The organism is Pseudomonas sp. LBUM1660, assembly GCF_059695935.1.
The window spans coordinates 4,337,089-4,363,228 of record NZ_CP166795.1; the positions used below are offsets into that span (position 1 = coordinate 4,337,089).

The following is a 26,140-nucleotide window of genomic DNA, read 5'->3' on the forward strand; positions in this document are numbered from 1 at the left end:
AAAGAAACCATCAGTGCACAAGTCCCAGGCCCAACTGAAACCGAATCCCCTGTGGGAGCGACGGTGCGGCGTTCCGACCTGCTCGCGAAGGCGTCCAGTCAGTCGACATCAATGTTGACTGACCCACCGCAATCGCGAGCAGGCTCGCTCCCACAGGTTTCGGGTCCAACCTTGGATTTTGCGCAGGTCTGTTTGACGCTGGGGCGCACGACGATCCTCGACAACGTGACCTTCCAGGTCCAGCCCGGCAGCATACATGCGCTGGTGGGCCCGAACGGTGGCGGCAAGAGTTCGTTGATCAAGACCCTGCTCGGGCAAATGCCACATCAGGGCCGTTTGAGTCTGCAATGGCCGGGCACACCCGGGACCATCGGTTATGTGCCTCAGGCGCTGGAGTTCGATCGCGGCTTGCCCATGACCGTCGACGATTTCATGGCCGCGATGTGTCAGCGCCGTCCGGCGTTCCTCGGTTTGAGCAAGCATTACGCCGCCGCGATTGGTGAAGCACTGGAACGGGTCGGCATGCAGGACAAGCGCAAGCGGCGCATGGGCGCGTTGTCCGGTGGTGAGCGTCAGCGCGTGTTGCTCGCTCAGGGGTTGATCCCGGCGCCGCAGTTGCTGGTGCTCGACGAGCCGATGTCGGCCCTCGATGAGGCCGGTATCCAGGTGTTCGAACGACTGCTCGGCGACTGGCGCCAGAGCGGCATCACCGTGTTGTGGATCGAGCATGATCTGGAAGCCGTCGGGCGTCTGGCCGACCGCGTCACCGGGCTCAATCGCCGGGTGCTGTTCGATGCCGCGCCGAAACAGGCGCTGACCCCGGAACGCTTGCTGACCCTGTTCTCGACCCATCCACGGAGCGCTGCCTGATGAGTTATGAAGCCTTTCGCTTGATGGTCCAGGGCTGGGCGTCTTCGGGTTACCTGCCTGAAGCGCTGGCCTACGGCTTTGTGGTCAACGCCCTGCTCGCCGGCTTGCTGATCGGCCCGGTGCTGGGCGGTCTGGGCACGCTGGTGGTGGTCAAGCGCTTCGCGTTTTTCTCCGAAGCGGTGGGTCACGCGGCATTGACCGGCGTGGCCGTCGGCATCCTGCTCGGTGAACCTTACACCGGGCCTTACGGCAGCCTGTTCGGTTACTGCCTGCTGTTCGGCATTCTGCTCAACTACCTGCGCAACCGCACGGGCCTGGCACCGGATACATTGATCGGCGTGTTTCTCTCGGTGTCGTTGGCCCTGGGTGCGAGCCTGCTGCTGATTCTGGCGGGCAAGATCAACGTGCACATCCTCGAAAACGTGCTGTTCGGTTCGGTGCTGACGGTCAACGGTAACGATCTGCTGGTGCTGGCCATCGTCGGCTCGCTGGTTATGGCGCTGGCCTTGCCCCTGTACAACCGCATCATGTTGGCCAGTTTCAATCCGCAACTGGCGGCGGTCCGTGGCGTGGCAGTGAAGACGCTGGACTATCTGTTTGTGATTCTGGTGACCCTGATCACCGTGGCCGCAGTAAAAGTCATCGGCGCGATTCTGGTCGGTGCTCTGCTGGTGATTCCGGCCGCGGCGGCACGCTTGCTCAGCCAGTCGCTGAAGGGCTTCTTCTGGTGCTCGGTGCTGATCGCCACGGTCAGCACGCTGTGCGGGATTCTCGCGCCAATCGTCTTTGACCTGCCCATTCCGTCCGGTGCCGCGATCATTCTGGTCGCCGGTATCGCCTTCGCTCTCGCCGCCATCGCGCGTGGCGTTGTTCCAAGCCTGAAAGGGAATATCGGATAAATGTCTTTTTCTCTGCGTCAATTGACCCTGGCTGTCGCCCTTTGCGGGCTGGTCAACACAAGCTTTGCGGCGGACCCAAAAACCCTGCGCGTGCTGGCGTCCTTGCCGATCACTTACGGGCTGGGCGAAGTCCTGCTCAAGGGCACCGACGTCACCCTTGAGCGGGCAGCGCCGGCGAACCTGCCGGGCAGCCGGCAGACTGCGTACTTCACTGGTCGTGGCGCTCCGGCGCTGGCCAAACTGGCGACCGACGCCGATGCGGTGATTGGTCTGCGCTCATTGTGGGCGGACGATCCGCTGTACCCGATTGCCCGGCGCAGCAACATCCGTATCATCGAAGTCGATGCCGCCCGTCCGGTGGACGGCGCCCTGCCCGGCATCGCCGTGCAGCCTGGCAACAAGGTCGACGGGTTGAACAGCCAGCCGTGGTTTTCCAGTAACAACATGGGGCGGATGGCGGATGTGATGGCAGCAGACCTGGTGCGTCTGGCGCCCGAGGCGAAGCCTGCGATCGAGGCTAACCTGGCGGCGTTGAAACAGCGCTTGCTCAAGCTCAGCGCGGACAGCGAAGCGCGGTTGGCCAGTACCGACAACCTCAGCGTGATGAGCCTGAGCGATCACTTTGGCTATTTGATCGGCGGGCTGAATCTGGAACTGATCGGCCTCGATGCACGCCCGGACGCAGAGTGGACACCTGAAGCACTCAAGCAATTGGGCGCGACGCTGAAGGACAATGACGTGGCGGTGGTGTTGCATCATCGCCAGCCGTCGGAGGCGGTGAAAGCGGTGATCGCAGAGGCAGGCAGTCGGTTGGTGGTGTTGAGCGTGGACGCGGCGGATCCGGTGGCTGAGCTGGAAGGGAATGTGGATTTGCTGATCAAGGGGTTGAGCGGGGCTTAACGTCAGTTGGACCGCGTTATCGTTCATCGTCGGAACGCCGCCCGGAGCCGGCTGGCTCCCACATTTGACCGTGTCCGCCCGGACAACTCGGTCAAGTGTGGGAGCGAGCCTGCTCGCGAAAGCGGCCTGACAGGCGACACACATTCCAGACATGAAAAAGCCCGCTGACTGTCACCAGTCCAGCGGGCTTCTTTTTGCGTCGTGCCTTAATTAGCCACAGCCGCCTGCTCGTCCATCTTCTGACGCAAGCTCAACGGACGCATGTCAGTCCAGGTTTCTTCGATGTAGGCCAGGCATTCCTTTTTCAGGCCGCTCTTGCCCACGGTGCGCCAGCCGGCAGGCACGGTTTTGTAGTCGGGCCAGATCGAGTATTGCTCTTCGTGGTTGACCACGACCTGAAAGAGGATGTCCTCGCGGTCGAATACTGACGTCATGCTGTGTCTCCATCGCTGTTGGGTGGGCTGCACTGCGTGCGCAGCCGGTATGTAGAAGGAACGTTGCGCGGCGCGAAAAATTTAGAGGCTGGCGGTGGCCGCGGCCATGGCCCGGCCGAAAATCTCGGCCACCCGATCGATTTCCGCGGCAGTAATCACCAGCGGCGGCAGGAAACGCACCACGCCGCCGTGACGCCCGCCCAGCTCAAGAATCAGTCCGCGCTTGAGGCATTCACGCTGCACCAAGGGCGCCAGGCGACCGAAGATCGGCGGATGACCCAGTGCATCGGGCGTGCCCGTCGGATCGACCAGTTCAACGCCGAGCATCAAGCCGCGCCCGCGAATGTCACCCAGTTGCGGGAAGTCCCGCTGCAGGATGCGCAGGTGTTCGCTCAGGCGTTCGCCCATCGCGGCAGCGTGCTCGCAGACCTTGTGTTCGGTCAGGTAACGCATCACCGCGGAACCCGCCGCCATGGCCATCTGATTACCGCGGAAGGTCCCGGCATGGGCGCCCGGCAGCCAGGTGTCGAGCCAGTCGCGGTAGACCACCACCGCCAGCGGCAGGCTGCCGCCGATGGCTTTGGACATCACCACCACGTCCGGAATGATCCCGGCATGCTCGAAGGCGAACATTTTGCCGGTGCGGGCGAAACCGCTCTGGATTTCATCGACGATCAGCGCCACGCCGGCCTGTTCGGTGATGCGTCGCAGGCCGCGCAACCAATCGAGATCGGCCGGGATCACCCCGCCCTCGCCTTGCACCGCTTCGACGATCACCGCCGCCGGCAATTGCACGCCGGCCTCCGGATCATTGAGCAGGTTTTCCAGGTAGCTCAGGTTGACCTTCACCCCTTGCGCACCGCCGAGGCCGAACGGGCAGCGGTAGTCGTAGGGATACGGCATGAACTGCACGCCATTGCTAAGCAATGCGCCCAGCGGCTTTTTCGGCCCCAGGCTGCCCATTAGGCTCAACGCGCCCTGGCTCATGCCGTGATAGCCGCCCTGGAACGACAACACGGTGCTGCGTCCGGTGGCGGTGCGCACCAGTTTCAGCGCGGCTTCCACCGCGTCGGTGCCGGTCGGGCCGCAGAACTGGATCTTGGCTTCAGCAGCCAAAGCCGGCGGCAACAACCCGAACAGGTCCTGGACGTACTGATCCTTGACCGGAGTGGTCAGGTCGAGGGTGTGCAGCGGCAACTCATCGGTCAGCACTTGCTGGATCGCTTCGATCACCACCGCATGGTTATGCCCCAGGGCCAATGTCCCGGCACCGGCCAGGCAGTCGATGAAACGGCGGCCTTCGACGTCTTCGACATAAATGCCCTTGGCGCGTTTGAGCGCCAGGGGAATGCGCCGCGGGTAGCTGCGGGCATTCGATTCCTGCTGGTTTTGACGGGCCAGCAGCGGCGACTCGTTGAACTGATACAGCGTCTCGGCCGGCGCCGGAGTGATCCGGGCCGACTGATCTTCCATAAGGCTGGTAGCGACTGACATCTCTCGACCCCTCAATAAGGTTTTCCTGTTCTGGAAACGCATCAGGGCGCCGAGGATTTAGACCTCGATCAGCTTTCTATGACGGCGGTGTCAGTGCCTTGTGCATGGGAATGGCGTGGAGCCCGGCCACGGTGAAGATTTCGGCGCAGGGCCGGTACCCCAAGTGACGGTAAAAAGCCTCGCTGGTGCGGGTGCTGTTGAGTCGTGCCTGAGCCAGCCCCTGGTCGATCAACCAGCCTTCGAGGTCGTGAACCAGCGCCTCTCCGGCACCGCGACGAAACCATTCCGGCTGCACGTAGCAGAACGCGACCTTGCCACTGATCGCCGCCATGGCGACACCGACCGGTTTGTCCTGCAACAGGGCAATGTTCAGGTACAACCGTTGGTCGGTCAGCCAGGGTTGCACGTGTTCGATGGTTTTGTTGTGGGTCCAGGTGGCGACGGTTCGCGGGTCGTTGCGGTGGTCGAGCGCGCAGCCGAAGCGGATGGAGCGCTCGACAATCCGGCTGATGATGCCGGCGTCGGCGGGGGTTGCCTTGCAGATGTGAATCGATGCATCCATGGCGCTGTGACCTCAATCCATTGAGAAAAGCTGCCGGGGACGATAGCGCCGGTGGCGAGTCGGTGACTAATGGAGAGAAGTTACATTTGATGTGCAACACAGCCTCCCCTATGGGAGTGAGCCTGCTCACGATGGCGGTGTAACAATCAACATGGATGTTGGATGTTATGACCTCATCGCGAGCAGGCACGCTCCCACAGGAGAAGTTGCGGTGTTGGTTAGAGGGATTGGAGCGGCATGGTCAGTTCAACCCGCAACCCATCCGGCCGACTGTCGAACTGCAGGGTGCAGCCGCATCGTTGGACAATCGCCTGGACAATCGCCAGGCCCAATCCGCAGCCGGTGCTCTGGCCGTTGCGCCAGAAGCGTTGGGTCAGATGTTGCAGATCGTCTTCGGCAATGCCCGGTCCGTGGTCGCGGACCAGAAAGCGCGCACGACTGCCGGTGGTTTCCAGGCTCAGTTCCACCGATCCGTCGCCCGGTGTATGGCGCAGGGCGTTGTCCAGCAGGTTGCGCAATGCGGCGATCGATAGCACCGCGGGCATCTGCACCGGGGCATCGGAGAACTTCGCCGGCATGTGCAGCTTGATCCGCCGACGATCACCGCTGGCCGCATCCTGAATCGCCAGTTTCGCCACCTGCTCGGCGCTGCATTGCACCCCGTCATCGAACGACAGACTGCCCTCGACCCGCGCCAACAACAGCAATTGCTCCAGCGTGCGGTGCATGCGGTCGGCGCCCTCTTCGGCCCGGGCCAGGGATTGATCCCGGGCCGCGCCGTCAGTCATGCGCGCCACTTGCAGATGAGTTTTGATCGCCGTCAGGGGGCTGCGTAATTCGTGGGCCGCATCGCCGGTCAGGCGGCGTTCGCGCTCGATGGTCTTGCCGATGCGCTGGAACAGCTGATTCTGGGTATCCAGCAAGGGTTGCAGTTCGCTGGGTAACGGCTGGATCTGCAAGGGTTCGAGCGAATCGGCGCTGCGGCGCATCAAGGCATCACGCATCCGGTTCAGCGGCGCGAGCCCTTGGCCAATCCCCAGCCACAACAGGCACAGGCAGCCAAGCAACGCCACGCCCACCGGCACCGAAGCCGCCAGCAGGATCGACATGTTCAGCGCCTCGCGCTCGATCTGCCGATCCGCCGTGGTAATGCGCAGATCACCGCGAGCCAGGGTGAAGCTGCGCCACGGCGCGCCGTCGATCATCTGATCGTGGAAGCCCATTTTCTCGGCTTCGAGGGTTTGTTGCGGGTCGGTGTGACTGCGGGCGAGGATTTCGCCGCGCAACGAGCTGACCTGGCAGGCCATGCCACCAGGAATATTAAGCTGTTCAGCGCTGAAATGGGTGCCCTCGCCCTTGCTCGGCAACGCGGGCAATTGTTCCATCAGGCCGGCGACCATGCGCGCCGACGCCACCAGCCGCTGGTCGAGGGAAAACATCATTTGGTTGCGCAGGTCGCTGAGCATCCAGGCCGCCGCCAGGGCCCAGATCAGCGCAAAAGCGGCGCCGAGCGTCAGGCTCAGGCGCAAACGCAGGCTCATCACTTTTTCATTTCCTCTCCACCATCGGCCGGCCCCAGGCGATAACCCAGGCCGCGCACGGTCTCGACAATGCCATTGCCGAGTTTGCGCCGCAGGTGATGGATATGCACATTGAGCGCGTTGCTTTCCAGCTCATCGTTAAAACCATAAACGCTGTCCTTCAACTGCTCGGTGGACAGCACCCTACCCCGGTTATGCAACAAGGCCTGCAACAGCGACTGTTCACGCCGCGAAAGGTCGACGGACTGACCGCCGAGCATGGTTTCGCGACTGCTCGGGTCGTAGGTCAGACGGCCATGTTCGATCAGGTTGATACTGCGCCCCGCCACGCGTCGCAACAAGGTGTGCAGGCGCGCGGCGAGTTCACGCAGGTCGAACGGCTTGAGCAGGTAGTCGTCGGCGCCGGCCTGCAAGCCGTCGACGCGGTCGGTGACCGAATCCCGGGCGGTGAGGATCAGCACCGGAATCTCCAGGCCACTGTGACGCAACTGCTGCAACAACTTCAGGCCGTCTTCATCGGGGAGGCCGAGGTCGAGCACCATCACGTCGAACTCAGCCACCTTGAGCATCGCCCGGGCAGCCGACGCCGTGGCGACGTGCTCCACCGTCAGGCCTTGGGCCGTAAGGCCGGCGACTATGCCGCTGGCGATCAGCTCATCGTCTTCACAAACCAGTACGTGCATGGGCGCTCCATGAGTAAAAACGCGATTCAAGCAGTTGAGGATTAAGGCGCAATTATGGCAACCGCGGCGCCTGACGAACAGTGCAGCTTTCTGTCATTTTGATTAAACGAGCCAGCCCGAACAACTTAGTTGCATCGCGAAACAAACAACTCTAAAAAAAACTGATTATAAAAAGGCTTACCACGATAATCTTACCCCCGCAGAAAACATGCAATACAACAACTAACCAGATAAACCCATGAAGACTCCATCCGATAATAAAGAGTCCTCACTCAACTGAAAGGAATCAGCCCATGCCAAACTTTAACAACTTCATCGCCACCGACTGGCGCGCCGGCAGAGACCGCATTTACTTTTTCTTTAAAGACACGAACACCTTCACCAACTTTGATCTGGGGGATCATCGAGTCCCCGACTACTACCCTAAAGAAATCACACAAACCTCATGGCCCGGCTTTCACCAATACGCCAAGCACCTGCGATTCGGCTTCACCACCACAGACTTGGACAACAGTGACGGCTCCGACGACTTCACCTGGTTGTTTTATTACCACGGCGAGACCCCGATGGTCTGTAAATACGACCAGGATCAGGATAAGGCAGTCGCCCACTATCGCGTTGAATATTCGATATGGGCACCAATACTCCCTTACTTCGACCGCATTGTAGCGGGAACCTGGTGGCAACTTGCCGGCAAAAAGTACCTGTTTCGTTTCCTTCTCAACGACGGACACTACCTCTCTTTTGACTATCTAAAAAACCGATTGATCCACGAAGAAATTACCGCCACCTCTATGCCGGGATTAGAGCCTTTTAAACACCGCATCGTTACAGCCGCACAAAACGATAGAACGTTTGCCGACAGTTTCTATTATATTTTTCTGAACAGAGGCCAGTTTCTCATCTACAACATCCAGCAAAACTATCTGCATTCCGGGCCACACGGTATGAATGACGAGGCTTGGCCAGGTCTGTTCCGAGACTGAGTCCCCGTGGAGGCGCGGTTAATCATCGGTTAATCGCCGCCTCCCATTGTGCACCTCACTTGCACAGGGATAAGGCTTACCCATGCGTCGACTGTTTTTGTTTTTTGTTCTCTTGATCTCGGGTATGGCCCAGGCAGGGAACAATCCGTTCGAAACCAAACCCGAATTTCTCCCTGTGGAAAAGGCGTTCGTCTTTACATCCGAACGCCTTGAATCCGGCGAAACCCAACTCTATTGGCAGATCGCCGATGGTTATTACTTGTACCAGCAACGCCTGAAATTCGATGGCTTGCCCCCCGAACACAAGCCCGCATTACCAGACGGAGAAGCTCACAGCGATGAGTTCTTTGGCGAACAACAGGTCTATCGCCAGGGCCTGGAGCTGAAGATTCCAGCGGGCGCTACCGGTCAGATCAAGGTGGGCTTCCAGGGCTGTGCCGATGCCGGTCTGTGTTATCCGCCGCAGACTCAGGTCGTGGACCTGGGCGGCAACGTTGCGGGCGCAACCAATGAGGCACCGGATCAAGCCCTGGCCAGCGGCCTGCAACAACGGGCGCTGGGCTGGAGTTTGCTGGTGTTCTTCGGTCTGGGCCTGTTGCTGGCCTTCACGCCTTGCTCGTTGCCGATGCTGCCGATTCTGGCCGGGTTGATTGTCGGCAGCGGGGCCACGCCCAAACGCGGCTTCGCCCTGGCGACCAGTTATGTGGTGAGCATGGCGCTGGTGTATGCGGCGATGGGTGTGCTGGCCGCGCTGCTTGGTGCGAACCTTCAGGCACTGTTGCAGAATCCGTGGTTGCTGGGCAGCTTCGCGGCGATATTTGTCCTGCTGGCGTTGCCGATGTTCGGTTTCTTCGAGCTGCAACTGCCGGTGGCGGTACGTGATCGGCTGGAAAATGTGTCGCGCAATCAGCGTGGCGGCAGTTTGATCGGTGCCGGTGTACTCGGAGCCTTGTCGGGGCTGCTGGTCGGACCGTGCATGACCGCGCCATTGGCCGGCGCCCTGCTCTACATCGCGCAAAGCGGCAATGCGCTGCATGGCGGGCTGATTCTGTTCGCCATGGGCATCGGCATCGGCGTGCCGCTGCTGTTGCTGGTGACCGTGGGCAATCGCTTCCTGCCCAAACCCGGCGCCTGGATGAACCTGCTCAAAGGCGTGTTCGGTTTCCTGTTCCTCGCCACCGCCCTGCTGATGCTGCGCCCGGTGCTGGATCAATCGCTGTGGATCGGTTTGTGCGGCGCCTTGCTGCTGATTGCCGCCTACAGTGCCTGGAAACAGTCGGAAGGTTTCGGTCGCGTTGCCCATCTGTTCGGTGCCAGTGCGCTGTTGCTCGGGATGTGGGGCGGTCTGCTGATGATCGGCGCCGCCGGGGGCAGTGATGATTTGCTCAAACCGTTGCAGGTCTACAGCGCCTCAGCCTCTTCCGGTAATACCGCTCGCCCGACCGGCCATGAGGCCTTCACCACGATCAACAGTCCGCAAGCGCTGCAACAGGAACTGGACGCCGCCCAGGCCCAGGGCCAATGGGTGCTGCTGGACTACTACGCCGACTGGTGTGTGTCGTGCAAGGTCATGGAAAAACAGGTCTTCGGCAAAGCCCATGTGATGGACGCGTTGAGCGATGTGCGCTTGCTACGGCTGGACGTCACCGCCGACAATGCCGCCAGCCGCGAACTGCTCGGCCGTTATAAAGTGCCGGGGCCACCGAGTTTTCTGTGGATCGGCGCAGACGGCCAGGAGCGCCGCAGCCAGCGCATTACCGGCGAGGTCGATGCCGACACCTTCCTGCAACGCTGGACAACCACCCGAGACGCCCGTTAATGCTGACCTTTACCCTCGGCACCTTTGCCATCGCGCTTAACCATTTACTGCTGATCAGTGCCCTGGCGCTGGCGACGTTTGTCGGCTGGCGGGTGGCCAAACGCGGTGGCGAAAACCCCGAGTCGGCGCTGTTCAGCCTGTTTTTGCTGGGCATGCTGGCGGCACGGGTCGGTTTCGTGATCGCCTACTGGGCACAGTATCGCAACGATCCGTGGCAGATCATCGACCTGCGCGATGGCGGTTTCCTCGCCTGGCCCGGGGTGATCGTGCTGCTGCTCGCCGCGCTGTATCGCGGCTGGCGTCGACCGGGCTTGCGCCGCCCGCTGGGGTTTGGCGTGGCCAGCGGTCTGGCGTTCTGGCTGCTGGCGACTTTCTCCCTGAGTATTTACGAACAAGGCACGCGCCTGCCGGAGATTGCCCTGCGCAATGCCGCCGGCGAAACCGTGCAACTGGCGGACTACAAGGGTGGGCCGCTGGTCATCAATCTCTGGGCCACCTGGTGCCCGCCGTGCCGCCGGGAAATGCCGGTGCTGGAAAACGCCCAGCAACAGCGCCCGGACCTGACCTTCCTGTTCGTCAATCAGGCCGAAAGCATGCAAAGCGTCAGCACCTTCCTCGAGACCCAGGGACTGAGCCTGACCAACGTGCTGTTCGACGGCAGCGGTCGATTGGGTCAGGCCGTGGGTTCCATGGCATTGCCGACTACGCTGTTCTATAGCCCCGACGGTCGATTGCTGGGCAGCCATTTGGGTGAACTCTCGGATGCCAGCCTGGCCCGCGCCCTGGAAAACTTCGACACCCCTTCTCCTGCCGTACCGGCCACCTCTTCAAGGAAACTGCCATGCCCCGCCTCCGCCACCTGCTGACGCTGACCCTGGGCGCAGCGCTGCTGCACCTGCCGTCGGTGCAGGCCGCCGAAGAATTGCCCGAAGCGATCAAGAAGATCGAAGCCAAGGGCGCGAAAATCGTCGGTCAGTTCGACGCACCCGACGGACTGCGCGGTTACGCCGCCCAGTACCAGAACCGCGGCATCGCGCTGTACCTGACGCCGGATGGCAAGCACGTGCTGCTGGGTAATCTGTACGACGCCGAGGGCAATGACCTGAGCAGTGCGCCGTTGCAGAAACTGGTCTACGCGCCGATGTCCAAGGAAGTCTGGGGCAAGATGGAAGCCAGCAACTGGATCGCCGACGGCAAAAAAGATGCGCCTCGCATCGTGTACCTGTTCAGCGATCCGAACTGCCCCTACTGCAACATGTTCTGGGAACAGGCACGGCCGTGGGTCAATGCCGGCAAAGTGCAGCTGCGGCACATCATGGTCGGCATCATTCGCGAAGACAGCCCGGGCAAATCCGCCGCGCTGCTGGCCGCCAAGGACCCGAGCAAGGCCCTGGAAGTTCACGAAAAATCCGGCAAGGGCAGTTCACTGAAAGCCCTGAAGGACGTGCCGCCGGCGATTCAGGCGAAACTGGCGGCGAACATGCAGCTGATGGAAGACCTGGAACTGCAGGCCACCCCGGCGATTTTCTACATGGACGACAAGGGCGAGCTGCAACAACAGCAAGGCGCGCCTTCGCCGGACAAGTTGGTGAAGATTCTCGGGCCTAAGTGAATTCACTGGCCTCTTCGCGAGCAAGCCCGCTCCCACAGGAGATTGCATTCCAATGTGGGAGCGGGCTTGCTCGCGAAGGGGCCAGCAAGATCGACTACTTTCTCTCGGCTAAAAACCCCAACAACACCTCCGTCACAAACTGCGGATTCTCCAGATTGGAGATATGCCCCGCCTCCGGCACCAGCACAGACGGGCAACCGATCAACTCGGCCATTTCCGTCGTTTCCGACGGCGGTCGCGGTTTGTCTTGATCGCCGCACATCACCAGCGTGGTGTCAGGATTCAGCTCGCCCAGACGCGGCAACAGATCATCCCGACCAAACGTAATCCGCCCCATCGGTACAACGCTTTCGCGCAGACGTTCGGACGGCAACGTCGCCAGTTTCGCGCGGAAGTCCCGATACAGCGCCGACTGCGGATCGATCCCCGGACGGAAGAAGATCGGCACAACGATGTCGAGCAGCTGTGGCGCGATCACGCCGGTGTCTTCGATCTGCTTGAACAGCGAGAAATAGTACTGGCGAGTCGGTTCCGGCTCGACGCCAACGTAAGTGTCCATCAGCACCAGACCGTTGATCCGCTGCGGTGCCGACAACGCCAGTCGAGCGCCCCACATGCCACCGACCGACAGCCCGACCAGCGTGACACGATCAACGTCCAGATGATCGAGCAGCGCCAAGGCCTGGCGTGCGATGTCATCCAGCGATTGCGTGCCTTCGGGAAGGGGACCGGATTCGCCGTGGCCCCACAGGTCCAGCGCAATGACCCGATAGTGTTGCGACAACGCAGCCATCTGCGGCGCCCACATGGCCTGGTCCCACAGGTAGCTGCCGGCCAGCAATACGGCCGGGCCGGTGCCTTGATCGATGTAGTGAAGGGCTTGTCCGTCAACTGTTACGAAGGGCATTAGCTGTCTCCTTTGTGAAGGGAATTCAACAAAAAAAGCAGAGGCAGCCTGAGCCGGTCCGAAGCGGCAGTCAACGCGCAAATTCGCGCAAATTTCAATGTCGCCTTCGCGGGCAAGCCTCGCTCCTACAGGGATATGCAACCACCTGTAGGAGCGAGGCTTGCCCGCGAAGGGGCCCGCACAGACCTTAGAGAATCAAAACCCTTCCAGCTCCGCCATCAGGTCATTGAGGCGATCCACCTTCTCTTCGGTGATGTCACTCGCCACCAACCCGTCGATGTACTCGGCCAACTCCGCCACCGTGCTGCACTCGAACATCGCCCGCAACGGCACATCGCGTTGCAAGGCTTTCTGCACCCGTGAAGCAATCTGCGTCGCCAGCAACGAATGCCCGCCCAGTTCGAAGAAGTTGTCCTGCACGCCGACCTTCTCGACCTTCAGCACCTCGGCCCAGATAGCCACCAATGTCTGCTCCAGCTCGGTGCGCGGCGCCTGGTAATCCTGGCTCTGCAACTGGCCGATCTCCAGCGCCGGCAGCGCCTTGCGGTCGAGTTTGCCGTTGGCATTGAGCGGCATCCGCTCCAGCCACAACCAGTGCAGCGGCACCATGTACTCCGGCAGTTCGGCGCGCAGACGTTGCTTGATGCGTTCCAGTCGCTCGGTTGGATTGATCAATGAATCAGCCGCTACCAAATAGCCGACCAGGTGCTTGCCATTCACGCCTTCCTGCACACCGACCGCCGCTTCGCGCACTTCCGGTTGCTCATGCAGACGCGCTTCGATTTCACCCAGCTCGATGCGGTAACCGCGGATTTTCACTTGATGGTCGATACGCCCGACGTATTCCAGCACGCCGTCACTGCGACGACGGGCCAGGTCGCCGGTGCGATACAGACGATCCCCCGGCGCGCCAAACGGGTTCGGCACAAACACCTGCGCGGTGCGCAATGGATCGCTGACATAACCGCGCCCGACCCCGGTGCCGGCGACGCACAACTCGCCCACCGCACCCAACGGCACCAGGTCCAGCGCGCCATCGAGCAGGTACAAACGGTTGTTGTCGGTCGGCGTACCGATGGGCAGATAACTGCCACGGGTCGAGGCCATGTCAACGCGGAAGAACGCCACGTCGTCCGAGCATTCCGCCGGGCCATAGGCATTCACCAGCCCGATATCCGGGTAACGCAGCAGCCACTGGTGCGCCAGCTCCGGCGGCATCGCTTCACCCGTCGGCAACATCCAACGCAGGCCTTCGAGGCACATGCGTTCCTGGGCGAGCATGCCCTGAATCAGCGACGGCACGCTTTCCAGCACCGTGATGCCCTGGGCCGAGACATGCGCCAGCAACCCTTGCGGATCATGGGCGATGGTGTTCGGCACAATGTCCACCCGCGCCCCGAACAGCGGCGCGGCGAGGAACTGCCAGACCGAAATGTCGAAGCTTTGCGAAGCGGTCTGGGCGATCACGTCGACATCGCTGAGATTCAGGTACGGCACCTTGCTCAATTGGTTGTTGAGCATGCCGCGCTGCTCGACCATCACGCCTTTCGGCAAACCGGTAGAACCCGAGGTGTAGATCACATAAGCGAGGTTGTCCGGGCCGCTATAGATGCCAGGATTCGCCACCGACACACCGCTCGCCTGCACCTCTTCCCAGACCAGTAACTTCGGCCGATGGGCGCAACTGAACTCATCCAATAGCGCGACCGCCTGTTCACGACAGGCCTGCGTGCAGATCAGCAACGGCGTGCGGCTCAGGTCGATGATCCGGCTCAGACGCTGACTCGGCAGCCCCGGGTCCAGCGGCAGATAACCGGCGCCGGCCTTGAAGCTGCCGATGATCATGCCGAGCAGATCGAGGTGACGTTCGGCCAGCAACGCCACCGGTTGATCCAGCCCTACCCCGGCCGAGATCAACGCATGACCGAGGCGGTTGCTGCGCTGGTTCAGCTCGACATAACTGTGCTGCTGATCCAGGCAACTCGCGGCAATCCGCTGGGGATGCTGGGCGACCTGCGCTTCGAACAACGCGACATAGCTTTGCTCCAGCGGGTAGTCGTGCTCGCTCTGGTTGCAGCCATGGATCAGGAAGTCCTGTTCCTCGGCACCCAATAACGGCAAATCAGCCATGTCGCCATGGAAACCGTCGACCAGCGCCAGCAGCAGACGCTTGAACTCGCCGAGCATGCGCTCGACGGTCGATTCGTCGAAATAACGCTGGTCGTAAGACAGGTGCAGTCCCAGGTCATCGCCCGGATAGCAGACCGCCGTCAGCGGGAAGTTGGTGTGGGTGCGGCCCGAATCCGACGTGGCATTGAGGCTCTGCGCACGGTCCAGCACCGAGACTTCCACCGGGGCGTTTTCGAACACGAACAGGCTGTCGAACAGCGGTTGGCCCTTGGGCAGTTCGCTGTTTTCCTGGATGGTCACCAGCGGCAGGTATTCGTACTCGCGCAGTTGCATGTTGCTGTCGAGCAAGCCGCTCAACCACTTCCGCACGCTGCAACGCTGATCGTCTTCGGGCATCTTCACCCGTAGCGCGATGCTGTTGATGAACAGCCCGACGGTACGCTGCATCTGCGGCATGTCCACCGGACGCCCGGCCACCGTGACGCCGAACAGCACGTCGCGATCACCGCTCAAGCGTCGTAGCACCAGCGCCCACGCCGCTTGGGCGAAGGTGTTGATGGTCAGTTGATGCGCCTGCGCCAGTTCGCGCAGTCGCGCACCGTCGCGAGCATCGAGACGCGTATAGCGGTCACCGACGATCATGCCGCCGCTTGCACCGGCATGTTCACGCAGGAACGGTCGGTCGCTCGGGATCGGCGTGGTCCGCTCGAAACCTTGCAGGTTGGTTTTCCACCACTGCCGTGCTTCGGCCAGGCTCTGGCGTTGCAGCCAGCCAATGTAGTCGCGATAACGCGGCGGCACGGCCAGCTGTGCTTCCCGGCCTTCACCGAGGGCGGTGTAGATCTCGAAGAAATCGTTCATCAGCAGCGAACGGCACCAGGCATCAATCAGGATGTGGTGATTGCTCATCATGAACCAGTAGCGCGCTGCGCCGACCTTGATCAGGCGCAGGTGGAACGGCGCCTGGTTGAGCAGATCGAACCCGGCTTCTCGCTCGCTTTTGAGCAGCGCTTGCAGTTTCGGCTCTTGCTCGGCTTCGGCAATTTCCGTCCAGTCGAGGACCTCGATCGGCGTGCTGCCGGGTTTGTGGATCACTTGCAGCATCTCTTCGCCGACGTTCCAGCAGAACGATGCACGCAAGGCTTCGTGACGGGCGATCACCGCTTGCCAGGCTTCTGCGAAACGCTGCGGATCGAGTTCGCTGTTGATGCGGTAGCGGTCCTGCATGTAGTAGAGGCCAGTGCCCGGTTCCAGCAAGGTGTGCAACAGCATGCCTTCCTGCATCGGGGTCAGCGGGTAGACGTCTTCGATGACGGCGGCCGGGATCGGCAGCGCATCGAGTTGTGGTTGCGTCAGTCTGGCCAGCGGGAAATCCGATGGCGTCAGGCCACCGGCATCGTCCTGCAGGCAATGCTCGATCAGGCTTTGCAGTTCGCCAAGATAAGCGTTGGCCAGGTCGGTGATGGCTTGCGGATCGTGGCGTTCGGCGCTGAAGGTCCAGCGCAGCACCAGCTCACCGCCGTACACCTGACTGTCGACGCTCAGTTCATTGGGCAGCGGCGCCTGCGGATCGTGGGCCGCGCCGACCGGTTCATCCAGCGGACGAAACAAGGCGTCCGCGCCGAAGCTCTGGTCGAACTGACCGAGGTAGTTGAAGGTGATCGGCGCCACCGGCAACGCGGCCAGGGTCTGACGACTCAGATCATCGGCCAGGTAACGCAGCACGCCATACCCCAGGCCTTTATGCGGCACGCCACGCAGTTGTTCCTTGATCGCCTTGATCGAGGCGCCCTGCCCGTTCGCCGGCACGAGACGTAATGGATAAGCGCTGGTGAACCAGCCGACGGTGCGGGTCAGGTCGATCTCGTCGAACAGGGTTTCGCGGCCGTGGCCTTCGAGTTGAATCAGCGCCGATTCCTCTCCGCTCCATTTGCACAGCACACGGGCCAACGCGGTCAGCAGCAGGTCGTTGACTTGCGTGCGATAGGCACTCGGCGCCTGTTGCAGCAACTGGCGAGTACGCTCGGCATCGAGACGCACGCTGACCGTTTGCGCATGCCGGTTTTGCCGACCGCCCTCAGGACGATCACAGGGCAATTGGGCGTTCGGCCCGGCCAGTTGCGACTGCCACCAGCTCAGTTCTTCACGCAGGGATTCGCTGCCGGCGTACGCCTGCAAGCGTGCCGACCAATCCTTGAACGCACTGGTTTTCGCCGGCAGTTTGACCGACTGCCCGGCGTCCAGTTGACGGTAGACGGTTTGCAGATCGTCCAGCAACACCCGCCACGAAACACCGTCCACCACCAGGTGGTGAATGGCGATGAACAGCCGTTGTTGGCCCTCGGGACCATCAACCAGCAGCACACGCATCAGTGGCCCGTGCTCGAGGTCGAGGCTGCGCTGCGCGTCGGCGAACAGCGCGGCGCATTTGTCCATGGCCGAAACTTGCACTTGCCACAGCACCGGCACGTCGGAAATCGCTTGATGCTCGGCGTGCCATTGCGCGTCGGTCTGGGTGAAGCGCAGACGCAATGCATCGTGCTGTTCGATCACTGCCAGCAGCGCTTGCTCCAGGCGATGGGGCTCCAGCGCGACGGTCGGCTCCAGCAGCAACGCCTGGTTCCAGTGCTGACGCTCGGGAATGTCAGTGTCGAAGAACCAGTGCTGAATCGGCGTCAGACGCGATTCGCCAGTGAGCAGGCCTTGCTCGGCGGTGACCTGCTCGGTGCGGGTCGCCACGGCAGCCAGGGTCTGCACGGTCTGGTGCTGGAACAGATCACGCGGACTGAAATGAATGCCCTGTTGCCGCGCACGGCTGACCACCTGGATCGACAGAATTGAGTCGCCGCCCAGTTCGAAGAAGTTGTCGTTGAGGCCCACTTGCTCGACGTTCAGCACTTCGCACCAGATGCCGGCCAAGGTCAGTTCCAGCTCGTTACTTGGCGCCACGTAGTGCTGACGGTTCAGCTCCGGGTCCGGCGCAGGCAAGGCGCGACGGTCGAGTTTGCCGTTGGCGGTCAGCGGCATACTGGCCAGCAGGATCAGGTGCGTCGGCACCATGTAATCCGGCAGTTGCGACTTGAGATGATGCTTCAGGGCTTCGCGCAGTACTGCTTGTTGCGCTTCGTCCTGGTCGGCGACTTCAGTGACCAGATAGCCGACCAGTTGTTTGCCGCTCGGTGCGTCGAGGGCCAGGACCACGGCTTCGCGAATCGACTCATGTTCGAGCAGACGGGTTTCGATCTCCCCCAGTTCGATGCGGAAACCGCGAATCTTCACTTGATGGTCGATGCGCCCCAGGTACTCCACCAAGCCATCGGCACGCTGGCGCACCAGGTCGCCAGTGCGGTACAGACGTCCGCCATCGGCGGCGAACGGATCCGCCACGAATCGCTCGGCGGTCATGCCCGGACGCTCGTGATAACCCTGCGCCAGGCCGGCACCGCCGACGTACAACTCGCCGGTCGCGCCTTGCGGCACCAAGGCCAGGTCCGCGTCGAGGATGTAGGCCACCCGCGCGCCGATCACGCTGCCGATCGGCACGCTGCCTAAGCCTTCTTCCAGATGTTCGGGTGCCAGACTTGCCAGCGGCATGACCACGGTTTCGGTCGGACCATAAGCGTTGAAAAACAGGCTCGGGTTGAACGCCGCGCGAATTCGCGTCAGGTGTTCACCGGTCAGGGCTTCACCGCCGGTGATGCACATGCGCACCGGCAGGGTTTCGCCCTGGGTCGCCAGCCATTGCGCCAACTGGCTGCCGTAGCTGGGGGTGAAACCGAGGATGTTGATGTGGTGGCGACGGATCAGGCCACAGATCTCTTCCGCGTCCCATTGGCCTTGGGCGCGCAGGACAACGTGCGCGCCACTCAACAATGGCACCAGCAAACGCTCGGTCGCAGCGTCGAAGTTGATCGAATAGAAATGCAGCTCGCAATCGTCCGGACGCATGCCGAAACGCTCGATCACGGCGCGGCAATGCATGGCGATTTCACCGTGGGACACCACCACGCCTTTTGGCTTGCCGGTCGATCCTGAGGTGTAAATCAGGTACGCCTGATGTTGCGGCAGGCTGATAAACGGCAGTTCGGTGGCCGGGTAATCGGCCAACCCGGCGGCGTCTTCTTCGAGGCACCAACGGCCGACGGGGGCCGGCAATTCGCCAAGCGCGTCGAACATTGCCGCATCGCTGAGCAGCAAACCGATGCCGCTGTCCTCGATCATGTAGTGCAGGCGATCGAGCGGGTATTCCGGGTCCAGCGGCACATAAGCACCGCCGGCCTTGAGGATCGCCAGCAGGCCGACGACCATTTCCAGTGAACGCTCAAGCGCCAGACCAACGCGAACCTGCGGGCCAACACCGCGCTCGCGAAGCATCCAGGCCAGGCGATTGGCGCGGCTGTCGAGTTCGGCGTAGCTCAGGGTTTCACCTGCAAAAGTCAGCGCCGGAGCATCCTTGCGGGCCAGCGCCTGCTCGCTGAACAGGTGATGGATGCATTGATCGAGGCGATGCTCGCCCGGTTCGACGCCAAGGCTGTCCAACAGCTTTTGCTGTTCGCCGGCTTCGAGCAATGGCAGCTCGCTGAGGCGCTGCTGCGGATCGGTCAGCAACGCTTCCAGCAGATTGCTCCAGTGCCCGGCCATGCGCGCAATGCGCGGTTCATCGAACAAATCGGTGCTGTAAGTCAGGCAGCAACCCAGTCGATGATCGAGGTCGGTGACTTCCAGGTTGAGGTCGAACTTGGTCGCCCGGGCATCGTTGGCCAAGTACTCGACGGTCATGCCGGCCAGGGTGCGGCTTTGCTGGAACTCCCAGCGCTGCACGTTGCACATCACCTGGAACAGCGGGTTATAAGCGGCGCTGCGCGGTGGCTGCAAGGCTTCTACCAAGTGATCGAATGGCAAGTCCTGATGGGACTGGCCTTCGATCACGGTGTGGCGGACCTGCTCGAACAATTCAGCCACGGACATTTGTCCGTCTAGCTGGCAACGCAACACTTGGGTGTTGAGGAACGCCCCGATCAGCCCTTCGCTTTCCGGGCGAATCCGGTTGGCCACCGGCGCGCCGATGCGCAGGTCGGTCTGGCCGCTGTAGCGGTAAAGCAGCACGGCCAGCGCGGCGGTCATGGTCATGAACAGGGTCAGGCCGTTTTGCGCGTTGAAGGCGCGCACCCGCGCGGCGAGGTCATCGCTCAGGTCGAAACGGAACAGTTCGCCCTGATGACTTTGCACCGGCGGACGTGGACGGTCGGCGGGCAGTTCCAGCAGCGGATGTTCGCGGCCCAGTTGCGCGGTCCAGTAGTCGAGCTGGCGCTGGCGCTCGCCGGACTCCAGCCACTGGCGCTGCCAGACGCTGTAATCCAGGTACTGCACCGGCAGCGGTGCCAACGGCGATTCGCGGTCATCGACGAACGCTTCGTACAGCGCGCTCAGTTCCCGGGCAAAGATGTCCATCGCCCAGCCTTCGGTGACGATGTGGTGCAGGGTCAGCACCAGGTAATGTTCGTGCTCGGCGGTCTTGACCAGGCAGGCGCGCAGCAGCGGACCGGTTTCCAGATCGAATGGTTTATGCGCCTCGTCGTCAGCCAGTTGCTGCACCCGTTGCTCACGGCTGTCAGCCTCCAGCGCCGAGAAGTCCTTCCAGTCCATGCGCAGACCGGTTTGCGCATGCACCTGTTGCCGGGCCACGCCGTCGATGCTCGGGAACGTGGTGCGCAGGGTTTCGTGACGCATGATCAGCGCTTGCAACGCCGCTTCGAAACGCCCGACATCCAACACGCCACGCAAGCGCGCCATACCACCGACGTTGTAGGCCGGGCTGTCCGGCTCCATCTGCCAGAGGAACCACATGCGCTGCTGGGAGTAAGACAGCGGCACCGGTTGGCGGCGGTCGACTTTCTCGATCGGCGGTTGCTGGTTGGTGTTGCCGCTGGCCTGGATCCGTTGAACCTGTTCGGCAAACGCGCCCAGCTCACTGTTTTCGAACAGCGCCCGCAGCGGCAACTCGACGTCGCAGGCCTGACGGGTACGGGAAATGATTTGCGTGGCCAACAACGAATGACCGCCGAGGGCGAAGAAATCGTCGCGCAGGCCGATCTGCGCAAGGCCCAGCACTTCGCGCCAAATGCCGGCGATTTGCTGCTCCAGCGCAGTGACCGGCTCGACGTGTTCGCGCACTTGCCATTGCGGTTCGGGCAGGGCACGCCGGTCGAGTTTGCCGCTCGGGCTCAGGGGCATTTCGTCCAGACGCATCAGCTGTGCCGGGACCATGTAGTCCGGCAGTTCGGCCGCCAGCGCGGTTTTCAGGCGTGCGGTTTGCGTGTCTTCGGTTTCGCTGGTTTCGCTGGTTTCGGTGGCAGTGTAGTAACCGATCAACTGGCCACCGGCGGCGGTTTCGCGCACCAGCACCACGGCTTGGGCAACGCCCGCCTGGGCCAGCAAACGGGCTTCGATTTCTTCAGGCTCGACACGGAAGCCGCGCAGTTTGACTTGCTGATCGAGACGACCGAGGTATTCGATCACGCCCTCCGCCGTCCAGCGCGCACGGTCACCGGTGCGGTACAGACGTGCGCCCAACTCGCCCAATGGATCGACAATAAACCGTTCGGCGGTCAGGCCCGGACGGCCCAAGTAACCGCGAGCCAGACCAATACCGCTGATGCACAGCTCACCCGGCACGCCGGCCGGCACCGGGTTGAGGTCGCTGTCGAGCACGCGGCACAGCACGTTGCCCAACGGACGGCCTATCGGCGAGCGTTCGCCATCGGCGGTTGTGCAGCGCCAATGGGTAACATTGATCGCGGTTTCGGTCGGGCCGTAGCGGTTGTGCAATTGCACGGCCGGCAGCTGTTCCAGCACGCGGTTGCGCAGTTCGGCGGGCAAGGCTTCGCCACCGGAGAACACCCGGCGCAGGCTGGCGCATTCGGCGGTCAGCGGCTCATCGATGAACAACGAAAGCAGCGGCGGTACGAAGTGCAGCGTGGTCACGCCGTATTGCTGGACCAGCTGCGCGATGCGATGCGGGTCGCGGTGCTCGCCGGGGCCGGCAATCAGCAAGCGCGCCCCGGTGATCAGCGGCCAGAAGCACTCCCACACCGACACGTCGAAACTGATCGGGGCTTTTTGCATCAGCACGTCGGTGTCGTTCAAACCGTAGGTGTTCTGCATCCATTGCAGCCGCTCGGCGAGCGCTGCGTGGGTGTTGCCGACGCCCTTCGGTTGGCCGGTGGAACCGGAGGTGTAAATCACGTAGGCGAGGTTGTCCCCGTGCAGGTGCAGGCCTGGCGCCTGGCTTGGCCAGCTCTCAAGATGCAAGGCGTCCATGGCGATCACGCTGACGCCGTCGGTGGCCGGCAGGCGTTCGAGCAATTGGGTCTGGGTCAGCAACAACTCGACGCCGCTGTCGCTGAGCATGTAGGCCAGACGTTCGGCCGGGTAATCCGGGTCCAGCGGCACATAGGCGCCACCGGCCTTGATGATCGCCAGCAGACCGATCAGCAACTGCGGCGAACGCTCGGCGGCGATGGCCACGCAAACGTCCGGGCCGACGCCTTTGTCGCGCAGGTAATGCGCCAGACGGTTGGCCTGAGTATGCAGCTCGGCGAAATCGAGGCTGCCGCCGTCCCACACCAGCGCGGTGCGTTCCGGGGTCTGGCGCGCCTGTTCATTGAGCAACTCCGGCAGCCATTGGCTGGCCGGTGTGCACGGTGCGGCGCTCCAGGCAGTTTGTTGTCCGTGTTCGCTTGCGCTCAGCAGTGGCAGGTCGCCGATGGCGGTGGACGGTTGCTCGCAAATGGCCCGCAGCAGGTTGCTGAAATGCTCGGCCAGACGCTCGATGGTCGTCGCGTCGAACAGCTCGCTGGCGTAGTCGAAGGACAGGCTCAGGCGACCCTTCTGGTCTTCTTCGCTGTGCAGTTGCAGGTCGAACTTGGCTTCGCGGCTGTGCCACGGCAGTTCTTCGGAGAGCAATCCAGGCAGACGGCGCAGTGTGCTCAAGTCCCGTTGCTGGTGGTTGAACATCACCTGGAACAGGCCTTGTTCGCGAGCTTTCGGGAAGGCTTCGAGCAGTTGCTCGAACGGCAGATCCTGATGCGTTTGTGCACCCAGCGCGGCTTGGCGGGTTTGCGCCAACAGTTCCACGAATGACAGGCGCGAATCCACCTCGGCACGCAGCACCTGGGTGTTGATGAAGAAGCCGATCAGCCCTTGGGTTTCCAGGCGCGGGCGGTTGGCATTCGGCACGCCGATGCGGATGTCGCGCTGGCCGCTGTAGCGGTGCAACAGGCTCTGGAACGCGGCAAGCAACAGCATGAACGTCGTCGATTCATGCGCCTGGGCGGTCTGGCGAATGGCATCGCTCAAGGTCGCGGCGAGCTTTATCGAGTGGCGGTCGGCGCTGTGAATGTGCTGCGCCGAGCGAGGATGATCGGTGGCCAGGTTCAGCGTTGGATGTTCTTCGCCCAGCTGCGCTTTCCAGTAGGCGAGTTGACGCTCGCCCTCCCCTTGCGCCAGCCATTGACGCTGCCAGCTGCCGTAGTCGGCGTATTGCGTCGGCAAGGCGCAAAGCGTGGCCTTTTGTCCTTGGGAGGCCGCGGCGTACAGGCGCGAGAACTCGTCGATCAGCACATTCAGCGACCAGCCATCGGCGATGATGTGATGCATCGTCACCAGCAGTTGATGGTCCTCGTCGTCGAGGCGCACCAGCGTCACCCACAGCAGCGGGCCTTTCTCCAGATCGAATTGGGTGCGAGCTTCGTCCTCACGGATTTGCAGCGCGCGGGCTTCACGCTCGGTGGCGGGCAGGTCGCTGATGTCGATCAATTGCAGGTTGAATTCGCCCGCCGCATCGACCTGTTGCAGCGCCACGCCGTCCCGCTCGAAGAAGCGCGTGCGCAGGGATTCATGACGCTCGATCAACTGCTGGAAACTGGCGCGCAAGGCGTCTTCGTCCAGCTCGCCACGCAGCCGCAAGGCCCCGGGAATGTTGTAGGCGCTGCTGTGCGGGTCGAGTTGCCAAGTGATCCAAAGACGGTTTTGCGCTAGGGATTGCGGCATCGGTTCGTTGCGCGACAGCGGGGTGATCGCGCCCTGGGCCAGCCCGCCGTCCTGTTGCAACTGAGCGACCGCGGCGGTGAAGGCGCCGAGGGTTGGCGCTTCGAAGAGCAGGCGCAGGTTCAGCTCCAGACCCAGTGCTTCACGCAGGCGCGCGACCACTTGAGTGGCGGCGATGGAATTGCCACCGAGCAGGAAGAAGTGTTCGTCAGCGTTGACCTGTTTGACCTGCAGTTGCTCGCTCCAGATCTGGCCGATCAAGGCTTCCAGCTCGGAACTTGATTCGGCTTTGGATTCGCCCTGTACGTCTGCCGAAGGGAACAGCGCATAGCTGTCGAGGCTGCCGTCCGCCAGACGATTGCGGCAGGCCGAACGTTGCAGCTTGCCGCTGGAGGTCTTGGGCAATGCGCCGGGATTGAGCAGCACCACCACGCTCGGCGCTTCCTGATACGCTTCGGCCACCGCTTGGCGGATGGCTTTGATCAACGCGTCGGGCGGGAGAATTTTTTGCACGCTGCGGCTGATTTCCGCGGCGATGCCTATGCCCTCCTGACCGTCGATGTTGACGGCGAAAGCGGCTACGCGACCTTTGCGCACCACTTCCACTTCGCGCTCGACGGTCTGTTCGATGTCCTGCGGGTACAGGTTGTGACCGCGAACGATCAGCATGTCTTTCAGGCGCCCGGTGATGAACAGTTCACCGTCACGCATGAAACCCAGATCGCCCGTGCGCAGCCAGGTCCGGTCGTTGTGCTGGACGAAGGTCTTGGCGCTGGCCTCGGGGTTGCGCCAGTAGCCATGGGCGATGCTCGGCCCGGCAGCCCAGACTTCGCCGACCGCGTTGTCGGCGAGCTCATTGAGCGCGACCGGGTCGACAATCAACACCGCGTGATCCGGCTGACTGATGCCACAACTCATGATCGCGCTGCCTTCGCCAATCTCCGCTCGGTTCCGGGCCAAGGCTTGGTCGTCTACGCGCAGTTTGCCGATGCCCTGACCGCGCGGGGTTCCGGCAACGAACAAGGTGGCTTCGGCCAACCCGTAAGACGCCATGAAGCTGTCGGTGGTGAAACCGCACGCCGCGAACTTTTCGCCGAAGCGATCCAGGGTGTCGAGACGAATCGGTTCGGAGCCGGAATACGCGACGCGCCAGCCGCTCAGATCGAGGCGCTCCAGCGCCGATTCGCTGACGCGTTCACTGCACAGGCGATAGGCGAAATCCGGGCCGCCGCTGATGGTGCCGCCGTATTCGCTGATCGCTTCCAGCCAGCGCAACGGTCGACCGAGGAAGTACGCCGGCGACATCAACACGCACGGCACGCCGCTGAAAATCGGCTGCAACAGACCGCCGATCAGGCCCATGTCGTGGTACAGCGGCAGCCAGCTGACGATCACGTCGTCCGGGTTCAGATCGATGCCGAAACCATGACGGATCAGCAGTTCATTGGCCACCAGGTTGCCGTGACTGACTTGCACCCCTTTGGGCAACGCGGTGGAACCGGAGGTGTATTGCAGGAAGGCGATGTGGTCGTCAGCCAGGCTCGGCTCGACCCAGCTGTCGGCCAAGGCACCGTCGAGGGTGTCGACGCACAACAGCGGCGGCGCACCTTCAATCTGCAGCAAGGCGTCGCGCAATCCGGCGCTGGTCAGCAGCAGGCGCGGCTCGGCATCGCCGATGATCGACAACAGGCGTTCCTGGTGATGACGTTTAGCCGACTCCGGTGGATAAGCCGGCACGGCGATCACCCCGGCGTACAGGCAGCCAAAAAATGCCGCGACGTAATCCGGGCCGCTAGGGAACAGCAGCACGGCGCGATCACCGAATTCAGCCTCGGCCTGCAACGCACCGGCAATGGTTCGCGCCCGCTGATCCAGCTCGCGATAACTGAGCACCACGGCCTCTTCCGGGGTGTCGGCGAGAAAACGCAAGGCCACCCGATCCGGCGTCAGGGCCGCGCGGCGCTGGAGGGCTTGGACCAGATTGCTTGGGAGTTCGAACGCGTCGGTCATGAGGTTTCCTGCCTGAATTCGGCTTGCAAATGGAATCGGTTTTCTTACGTCACGCCCACTAAAGGGCATGCAGGACGCGGTCTTCGCCGACTGCGCAAGGCATTGGGAATGCTGTTTTGGCCGGGTTTGACCCTGCACCTTTCACCAATGAGAACGGATGGCGTCTTGAAATAATTAGTCGGCCGGCTTGATCGCCAACGGGGCTGCATGTCGCAAGCGAGCGCGACAGCGTGTCGCAGTTCTCA

At 62.2% G+C, this 26,140-nt stretch carries 14 protein-coding genes; 7 read left to right on the top strand and 7 right to left on the bottom strand.

The genetic code is table 11. From position 1 onward, the window contains the following. The first annotated feature begins 111 nt into the window (after positions 1–111). From ACA068_RS20125 to ACA068_RS20135, 3 genes are read left to right on the top strand one after another with little or no spacing between them, the layout of a single operon-like run. Positions 112–870 carry a metal ABC transporter ATP-binding protein gene (locus tag ACA068_RS20125; RefSeq protein WP_497310634.1) on the top strand — a complete coding sequence of 253 codons (759 nt, stop codon included), beginning with the start codon at positions 112–114 and terminating at the stop codon, positions 868–870. Next, the gene (locus ACA068_RS20130) at positions 870–1,769 is read left to right on the top strand and encodes a metal ABC transporter permease (protein ID WP_010461179.1); all 900 of its coding nucleotides are present in this window, start codon (positions 870–872) and stop codon (positions 1,767–1,769) included. Before ACA068_RS20125 ends, ACA068_RS20130 begins: the two co-directional genes overlap by 1 nt. After that, positions 1,770–2,669 carry a metal ABC transporter substrate-binding protein gene (locus ACA068_RS20135; RefSeq protein ID WP_497304255.1) on the top strand — a complete coding sequence of 300 codons (900 nt, stop codon included), beginning with the start codon at positions 1,770–1,772 and terminating at the stop codon, positions 2,667–2,669. Between the two features lie 206 nt (positions 2,670–2,875). On the opposite strand, the gene ACA068_RS20140 is transcribed toward ACA068_RS20135, so the two are convergent. The 5 genes from ACA068_RS20140 to ACA068_RS20160 all read right to left on the bottom strand — a co-directional run bounded on the left by ACA068_RS20140 (position 2,876) and on the right by ACA068_RS20160 (position 7,383). Next, entirely contained in the window at positions 2,876–3,103 is a 228-nt protein-coding gene (locus ACA068_RS20140) for an MbtH family protein (RefSeq protein ID WP_497304256.1), read from the bottom strand. 81 nt (positions 3,104–3,184) lie between these two features. Further along, positions 3,185–4,597 carry an aspartate aminotransferase family protein gene (locus ACA068_RS20145; protein ID WP_497304258.1) on the bottom strand — a complete coding sequence of 471 codons (1,413 nt, stop codon included), beginning with the start codon at positions 4,595–4,597 and terminating at the stop codon, positions 3,185–3,187. A 76-nt stretch (positions 4,598–4,673) separates the two neighbouring features. Beyond that, the gene (locus ACA068_RS20150) at positions 4,674–5,159 is read right to left on the bottom strand and encodes a GNAT family N-acetyltransferase (protein ID WP_497304260.1); all 486 of its coding nucleotides are present in this window, start codon (positions 5,157–5,159) and stop codon (positions 4,674–4,676) included. 218 nt (positions 5,160–5,377) lie between these two features. Then, positions 5,378–6,703, bottom strand: a complete 1,326-nt coding sequence (locus ACA068_RS20155; RefSeq protein ID WP_497304262.1) for an ATP-binding protein — start codon at positions 6,701–6,703, stop codon at positions 5,378–5,380. Further along, positions 6,700–7,383: a response regulator gene (locus ACA068_RS20160; RefSeq protein WP_497304264.1), complete on the bottom strand. Its 684-nt coding sequence runs from the start codon at positions 7,381–7,383 to the stop codon at positions 6,700–6,702. Before ACA068_RS20160 ends, ACA068_RS20155 begins: the two co-directional genes overlap by 4 nt. Before the next feature lie 293 nt (positions 7,384–7,676). On the opposite strand from ACA068_RS20160, the gene ACA068_RS20165 reads away from it, so the two are divergent. From ACA068_RS20165 to dsbG, 4 genes are all read left to right on the top strand, one after another. Further along, the gene (locus ACA068_RS20165; RefSeq protein ID WP_497304266.1) at positions 7,677–8,369 is read left to right on the top strand and encodes a hypothetical protein; all 693 of its coding nucleotides are present in this window, start codon (positions 7,677–7,679) and stop codon (positions 8,367–8,369) included. A gap of 82 nt (positions 8,370–8,451) precedes the next feature. After that, positions 8,452–10,188 (top strand): protein-disulfide reductase DsbD, encoded by a 1,737-nt coding sequence (gene dsbD, locus ACA068_RS20170; RefSeq protein WP_497304268.1) that lies wholly within the window; start codon positions 8,452–8,454, stop codon positions 10,186–10,188. Continuing rightward, positions 10,188–11,054: a TlpA family protein disulfide reductase gene (locus tag ACA068_RS20175; protein WP_497304270.1), complete on the top strand. Its 867-nt coding sequence runs from the start codon at positions 10,188–10,190 to the stop codon at positions 11,052–11,054. The genes dsbD and ACA068_RS20175 overlap by 1 nt, the downstream gene beginning before the upstream one ends. Beyond that, the gene (dsbG, locus tag ACA068_RS20180) at positions 11,030–11,800 is read left to right on the top strand and encodes a thiol:disulfide interchange protein DsbG (protein WP_497304272.1); all 771 of its coding nucleotides are present in this window, start codon (positions 11,030–11,032) and stop codon (positions 11,798–11,800) included. Before ACA068_RS20175 ends, dsbG begins: the two co-directional genes overlap by 25 nt. A 94-nt stretch (positions 11,801–11,894) precedes the next feature. On the opposite strand, the gene ACA068_RS20185 is transcribed toward dsbG, so the two are convergent. Both ACA068_RS20185 and ACA068_RS20190 read right to left on the bottom strand, forming a co-directional pair. After that, positions 11,895–12,707 carry an alpha/beta fold hydrolase gene (locus tag ACA068_RS20185; RefSeq protein ID WP_497304274.1) on the bottom strand — a complete coding sequence of 271 codons (813 nt, stop codon included), beginning with the start codon at positions 12,705–12,707 and terminating at the stop codon, positions 11,895–11,897. Positions 12,708–12,902: 195 nt separating this feature from the next. Then, positions 12,903–25,895 (bottom strand): non-ribosomal peptide synthetase, encoded by a 12,993-nt coding sequence (locus ACA068_RS20190; RefSeq protein WP_497304276.1) that lies wholly within the window; start codon positions 25,893–25,895, stop codon positions 12,903–12,905. Positions 25,896–26,140 lie beyond the last annotated feature (245 nt).